Here is a 6,855-nt window from a genome sequence, read left to right as displayed (position 1 = left end):
CCGCCATTCGCGGCAGCCGGGTTTTTCCAGGGCCCGGACTTAGGGCTCGTCACCAGACAGCGCCACCGTTAGCGCTGCCAGTCYGGCACCGGCGCCCTCCCTGATACCCGGTGCGCACCAGGTTCCCGTGAGGGCGATGGGCCGATTGTGGCGTGTGCCCCGAACGTGTGGACAAATCCGGGCGTGGTTTTCGTGCGGTTTTCGGCAAGGGACTGAACGGACAACGTTCTTTCTTTGAGCTTGCGTCTTCCTCCACGCATCCAATCCACATCCTGCACCGCGCCGACGCATCAGCGCTCCGGCATGGATTCCCGACACGCTCCGCTCGTTCCTCGCTCACGCGGTCGGGAATGACGGAGTTTTGCGGGGTGCGCCACGTGGCGCCACGCTTGTGCGGGGGGGAGTCGCGTCCGCCGCGTCGGTCCGCGGCGACTGCCTGCGCGGGCCGTCGCCCACGTCGGCAAAGCCCGCGACGCGCCGCCGCGCTTGTCTGCCGCTGCCGCCCGTCTATCCTGCCGCGAAACAGGGGAGACGATGATGGACTGGAAACTGCCGAGACAAGGCGCCTGCCGCTGCGGGCGCGTCAAGATTACGGTGAGTGCGGCACCCTTGGTGACCATGGCCTGCCACTGCACCGGCTGCCAGAAGATGAGCTCTTCGGCCTATTCGCTGTCGGCCGCCATTCCGGCCGAGGGTTTTGCCGTCACCGAGGGCGAGCCGGTGATCGGCGGCCTGCACGGCGCCGACGCGCACCATTATTTCTGCAGCCACTGCATGAGCTGGATGTTCACGAAAGCCGAGGGCATGGACTGGTTCGTCAATGTGCGCCCGACGCTGCTCGAAGGCGCGGGCGACTTCGCGCCCTATATCGAGACCTGGGTGGGTGAAAAACTGCCCTTCGCCGAGACGGGCGCGGTGAAAAGCTACGAGGCGCTACCGCCGATGGAGGATTATGAGGGGTTGATGAAGGAGTTTAGGGAGTGGGGGTGAGTAGATAGAAAGCGTACTAAATCCCTACATAGAAATCAATCAATCTCGGTATAATCCAGGTAAATAAACTATACTACATCTCTGCGCACCCAATTGATTGTAGCTTATATAGTATTATTGGTGAAAATTAACCGACGAGATAGCTGTATTAATTTTCAAGTACCTACAAAAAAAGCTCATGCATTGAGAACTATTTCGGCTACTAAATGATTCATGCTGGATGAATTGCCAAAATACTTAAGTCTATGATTTCGAGAGATTTTCTTCAGCCCTCTCGATCCCACTGCAGATGACCATGCCAACCAATCAGATTGCCCGCTGACGAGATAATCATTTCGTAACTCCGGCAATCCAAATCGTGTATCCGGTATCTCTAGAATCTTTGCCTTGGATATAGAAGTTGCGGAGGTGTGATTGAACAATTTGTCTATTAATTCTGCCGTGTTTTTCGTTTGCATTAAGAAATCTTCAAGTATTGAAGATATCCAAAATAGTTGAAATTCCATTAGTCTCCTTTTTGGCTTTAATACGGAAAGTATTGTTTCAGAAAGAAGCTCTTTATCTTTGACCGATGCGCAAAAATTATAAACGCTCTTTGTGAGGTGTGGAAATCTTTCCAATATATACGGAAGTCTTTTCTCGACTTTACCGGAATTTTCTCTCATAATTGTTAGTATTAATTCTGCATCTTCTTCTTCTATGGTTTGATTTTCGAGTATTGTATTTATGTAGTCCATTTCCTTTTCGCTTAAGGGGGATTTGAAAAGATGTTCCTTCAGTATCTCGTTGCCGGACTCGTCGTATCCTTGCGTTATAAGTATCCTTCGTCTCTCTAGGAGTTTCTGTTTTACCTCATCGATTTCGTTCTCCATTTTTAGGAGAGTGGCGTTGCCCTTGTGGGTCTTAAGCGGGTTTACTGATAAGTTCTTATCGCCGAGGAGGCGTTGAATGGCTTGGAAATCGTCGTCAAGGTCTTCAGCTCTATCGGAAAACAGATAGAAGTCATCCATAAAGCGAACAATTTTCTTGGATCTAAGCCCGTGATAATTATCAACAAATCGAATGAAGTCGTTTCCAATCATTTTGGTTGGGTATAAGCCCTGCGGGAGGCAGTCGACAGATATCCCAGATTTTATCTGTCTGAGCATCTGGCCTAGGCCTTCGGCGTCCGCATCGGATGCGCCAAGTTCGGAAAACCAACTTACGAGGTCGTGATGGTAGATGTTGTTAAAATATGACGCAACATCGAAGCTCATAGAGTATTCGTATTCACTCGTATACTCAGATATAGCGCCCTTGAAGGCTTTGTAAGCGGACGTCGGCGATATCGGCGCCCCTTCCTGAAAACGGTATCCGTAGTGAGACCTGCTTATTATGTGAGGTTTGCGAAATAAATTCTTATTCCGAAATATTATGTCATATATATAATATTCAGATATAGCATCCAATTTTACAGTTCTTCTCAGGTGATTTTCCGGTTTCGCACCGTAAACTCTTATTTGTGATATAAAAGAGTAATGATTATTGTCCTTATCTAGGCATTTGTTGATATAATCTTTAACTAAGCTCTCTCCATTGTTGATAAGAAACTTGTTCGTGTTCAATGGAAACAGTGTTCTGCCGAAATCTTCGTTGTAGAACTCCAGCGTGCTTCCCATCGGTATAGTAGGCGATTTCGACGAGAGGGTTTTCGCTGGTTTAGCGGGTTTCGATTTTGCTGCTGTATTTGACTTGGCAATCATACGGAACTCCACGAACATTAATCCCAATGTATCCGACCTATTTTTCCCTATCAAGTTTTATAAATACTGATGTTTTACTTGGTGATGATGGGTGCCCCCCCCTCTTTGCGTTCCAGGTACCTGTCACGGGCTTGATCGTTCGCGGCACGAGTATCCGTTGGATGAATGAGCACCCTACGTACATTCTATACGAACGCTACTTTCCAGCCTTGTAGATTCGGGACGTTCATCGCTCGAAAAGCCAAGCAACTGGCTTTTCGTTCGCTGCGCAGACCGCTCTTCACCTCGTGAAATGAGGCGCTCACGGCGCTCTTCCTCCTCCCCTTGTGGGAGAAGGTGGCTCGACGCGTTAGCGTCGAGACGGATGAGGGGTGTTGGACGGAGCGCTTGCTCGAAAGATCGAGGCGATGTGAGGTGCCGTTGCGAAACGTCCCGTTTCTTCCAGCACCCCTCATCCGACTTCGCCAGCGGCGGCTTTGCCGCCGGGCTCGGTCACCTTCTCCCGCAAGGGGAGAAGGGAAAGGGCTCAAAAATATTCCTGCAGCGGCCGCACTTCCAGCGAGCCGGCGCGCAGCGCGGCGATGGCTTCGGCGACGGCGCCCATGCCGGCGAGCGTCGTGTAATAAGGCACTTTCTGCATCAGCGTGGCGCGGCGCAGCGATTTTGAGTCCGACACCGCCTTCTGGCCGTCGGTGGTGTTGAAGACGATCTGCACCTGGCGGTTGCGGATGGCGTCCTCGATATGCGGGCGGCCTTCCAGCACCTTGTTGATCTTCTCGGCCTCGACGCCGTTTTCCTTCAGGTAGCGCGCGGTGCCCGAGGTGGCGAGCACCCGGAACCCCTGGCCGGCCAGGCGCTTGACCGCCGGCAGCATGCCTGCCTTGTCCTCGTCGCGCACCGACACGAACAGCGTGCCCGAACGCGGCAGGTCGACGCCGGCGCCGAGCTGGCTCTTGGCGAAGGCCATGGCGAAATCGCGGTCGAGGCCCATCACCTCGCCGGTCGACTTCATCTCCGGCCCGAGCAGGATGTCGACGCCGGGGAAGCGGGCGAAGGGGAACACGGCTTCCTTGACCGCGACATGGCCGGGCCGCCTGGGGTCGGGCTTTTCGCCGTAATGGGCGAAGGCGGCGTCCAGGGTCTCGCCCGACATGATGCGCGCGGCGATCTTGGCGATCGGCTTGCCGACGGTTTTGGCCACGAACGGCACGGTGCGCGAGGCGCGGGGATTGACCTCCAGCACGTAGATCACGCCATCCTTGATGGCATATTGCACGTTCATCAGGCCGCCGACATTGAGGGCGCGGGCGAGCGCCGACGTCTGCCGCTCCAGTTCGTCGACCAGTTCGGTCGACAGCGAATAGACCGGCAGCGAGCAGGCGCTATCGCCCGAATGGATGCCGGCCTCCTCGATATGCTCCATGATGCCGGAGACGAAGGTGGCGTTGCGGTCGCACAGGCAGTCGACGTCGACCTCGATGGCGCCCGACAGATAGGTGTCGAACAAAAGCGGGTTTTTTCCCAGCAGCGTGTTGATCTGGCCGGTCTTGTCGTTGGGGTATTTCTGCTTGATGTCCTCGGGCACGAGGCCGGGCACGGTGTCGAGCAGATAGGTCTGCAGCATGCCCTCGTCATGGATGATCTGCATGGCGCGGCCGCCGAGCACATAGGAGGGGCGCACGACCAGCGGGAAGCCGAGCTCGCCGGCGACGGTGCGAGCCTGTTCGACCGAATAGGCGATGCCGTTCTTCGGCTGCTTCAGGTCGAGCTTGTGCAGCAGCTTCTGGAAGCGGTCGCGGTCTTCGGCCAGATCGATCATGTCGGGCGAGGTGCCGAGGATCGGGATGCCGGCCTTTTCCAGCGCATCGGCCAGTTTCAGCGGGGTCTGGCCGCCGAACTGCACGATGACGCCGTGCAGCGTGCCGGCGGCCTTTTCGGCGCGCAGGATTTCAAGCACGTCCTCCGCCGTCAGCGGCTCGAAATAGAGGCGGTCGGAGGTGTCGTAGTCGGTCGACACGGTCTCCGGGTTGCAGTTGACCATGATCGATTCGTAACCCGCCTCGCGCAGCGCGTAGGCGGCGTGCACGCAGCAATAGTCGAACTCGATGCCCTGGCCGATGCGGTTCGGCCCGCCGCCGAGGATGACGACCTTTTTCCGGTCCGAGACCTTGGCCTCGTCGGCCAGCGCGCCGGCGAAAGGCGTCTCGTAGGTCGAATACATGTAAGCCGTCGGCGAGGCGAATTCGGCCGCGCAGGTGTCGATGCGCTTATAGACCGGGTGCACGCCTAAGGCGGTACGGCGCTTGGCGACCGCGTCGGCGTCGGTGCGGGTCAGCGAGGCGAGGCGGGCGTCGGCGAAACCCATGGCCTTCAGCATGCGCAGATTGGCGGCGTCTTCCGGCAGGCCGTGTTCGCGGATGCGCGCTTCCATGGCAATGATGCCGGCGATCTGCTCGAGGAACCACGGGTCGATTTTCGAGATGTCGTGCACCTCTTCCAGCGAGGTGCCCATGCGGATCGCCTGCGCCACCATGCGCAGCCGGTCCGGCGTCGGCGTGCCGAGGGCTGCGCGAATAGCGTTGCGGTCGTCGGCGCCGCCATTGCCGCCGAGGCCGGGGATCTCGATCTCGTCGAGGCCGGTGAGGCCGGTTTCCAGTCCGCGCAGGGCCTTCTGCAGCGATTCCTGGAAGGTGCGGCCAATCGCCATCACTTCGCCGACCGACTTCATGGCGGTGGTCAGCACCGGCGAGGCGCCGGGGAATTTTTCAAACGCAAAGCGCGGGATTTTCGTGACGACGTAGTCGATGGAGGGCTCGAACGAGGCGGGCGTAGCACCTCCGGTGATGTCGTTCTCCAGCTCGTCCAGCGTGTAGCCGACCGCGAGCTTGGCGGCGATCTTGGCGATCGGGAAGCCGGTCGCCTTGGAGGCCAGCGCCGAAGAGCGCGACACGCGCGGGTTCATTTCAATGACGACAAGGCGGCCATCCGCCGGGTTGACGGCGAACTGCACGTTGGAGCCGCCGGTTTCGACGCCGATCTCGCGCAGCACCGCGATCGAGGCGTTGCGCATGATCTGGTATTCTTTATCCGTCAGCGTCAGCGCTGGCGCGACCGTGATGGAATCCCCCGTGTGCACGCCCATCGGGTCGATGTTTTCGATCGAGCAGACGATGATGCAGTTGTCGGCGCGGTCGCGCACGACTTCCATCTCGTATTCCTTCCAGCCGAGCACCGATTCCTCGATCAGCACTTCGGTGGTGGGCGAGGCGTCGAGGCCGGAGCCGACGATCTCGAAGAATTCGGTGCGGTTGTAGGCGATGCCGCCGCCGGTGCCGCCCATGGTGAAGGAGGGGCGGATGATGGCCGGCAGGCCGACATGGTCGAGCGCCTGGGCGGCGATCGCCATGGCGTGGTTGATGTAGCGCTGCTTGCGGTCGCCTTCGCCGAGGTTCCACTGGGTTTCCAGCGCATCGAGCGCCGCATCGAGATTGGCGGCGCCCGAAGCCTTCAGCGCGGCGCGCTCGGCCTCGTGCTTCTTGCGGTCCTCGTCCTTGACGGCGGACGCATTGGCCAGCATCGAGCGCGGCGTCTCCAGGCCGATCTTGGCCATCGCCTCGCGAAACAGCGAGCGGTCCTCGGCCTTGTCGATGGCGTGCGCATCGGCGCCGATCATCTCGACATTGTAGCGGTCGAGCACACCCATGCGGCGCAGCGACAGCGCCGTGTTGAGCGCGGTCTGGCCGCCCATTGTGGGCAGAAGCGCGTCGGGGCGCTCCTTGGCGATGATCTTGGCGACGACCTCGGGCGTGATCGGCTCGATATAGGTGGCGTCGGCCAGCTCCGGGTCGGTCATGATGGTGGCCGGATTGGAGTTGACCAGGATGACGCGGTAACCCTCCTGCCGCAGCGCCTTGCAGGCCTGGGTGCCGGAGTAGTCGAACTCGCAAGCCTGGCCGATGACAATGGGACCGGCGCCGATGATCAGGATGGACTTGATGTCGGTGCGTTTTGGCATTGTCTCGGTCCGTTCTAACTCTTTGTTTTGTCACATGATCTTGTCCGAAAAGTCTGCAACTTTTCGGGATCATGCTCCAGCCTGCGCCAAGAACCGGGACGGGGGCTT

Annotated in this window: 3 protein-coding genes; 1 reads left to right on the top strand and 2 read right to left on the bottom strand. The window is 58.2% G+C overall.

Going from position 1 to position 6,855, the window contains the following annotated elements; translation table 11 throughout:
- The first annotated feature begins 534 nt into the window (after positions 1 to 534).
- Positions 535 to 990: a GFA family protein gene (locus AB4136_RS19930; RefSeq protein ID WP_024923715.1), complete on the top strand. Its 456-nt coding sequence runs from the start codon at positions 535 to 537 to the stop codon at positions 988 to 990.
- Between the two features lie 176 nt (positions 991 to 1,166).
- Here AB4136_RS19930 and drt5 read toward each other — a convergent pair whose 3' ends face one another.
- A complete protein-coding gene (gene drt5 / locus AB4136_RS19925) occupies positions 1,167 to 2,732 on the bottom strand; it encodes an antiviral reverse transcriptase Drt5 (RefSeq protein WP_161773051.1) in 1,566 nt (521 codons plus the stop codon).
- A gap of 526 nt (positions 2,733 to 3,258) precedes the next feature.
- Positions 3,259 to 6,747: a carbamoyl-phosphate synthase large subunit gene (gene carB, locus AB4136_RS19920; protein WP_024923713.1), complete on the bottom strand. Its 3,489-nt coding sequence runs from the start codon at positions 6,745 to 6,747 to the stop codon at positions 3,259 to 3,261.
- Positions 6,748 to 6,855: the final 108 nt, after the last annotated feature.

The sequence above is a fragment of the Mesorhizobium sp. 2RAF21 genome (assembly GCF_052115345.1).
GTDB lineage: Bacteria > Pseudomonadota > Alphaproteobacteria > Rhizobiales > Rhizobiaceae > Mesorhizobium > Mesorhizobium terrae.
Note: the sequence above shows the minus strand (reverse complement) of the source record. Positions and strands in the feature narration are given on the sequence as shown.

Bases quoted from the DNA above. Each gene is read 5' to 3' on its own strand.
- drt5 (WP_161773051.1), bottom strand. From the start codon at position 2,732: ATGATTGCCAAGTCAAATACAGCAGCAAAATCGAAACCCGCTAAACCA.
- carB (WP_024923713.1), bottom strand. From the start codon at position 6,747: ATGCCAAAACGCACCGACATCAAGTCCATCCTGATCATCGGCGCCGGT.
- AB4136_RS19930 (WP_024923715.1), top strand. From the start codon at position 535: ATGATGGACTGGAAACTGCCGAGACAAGGCGCCTGCCGCTGCGGGCGC.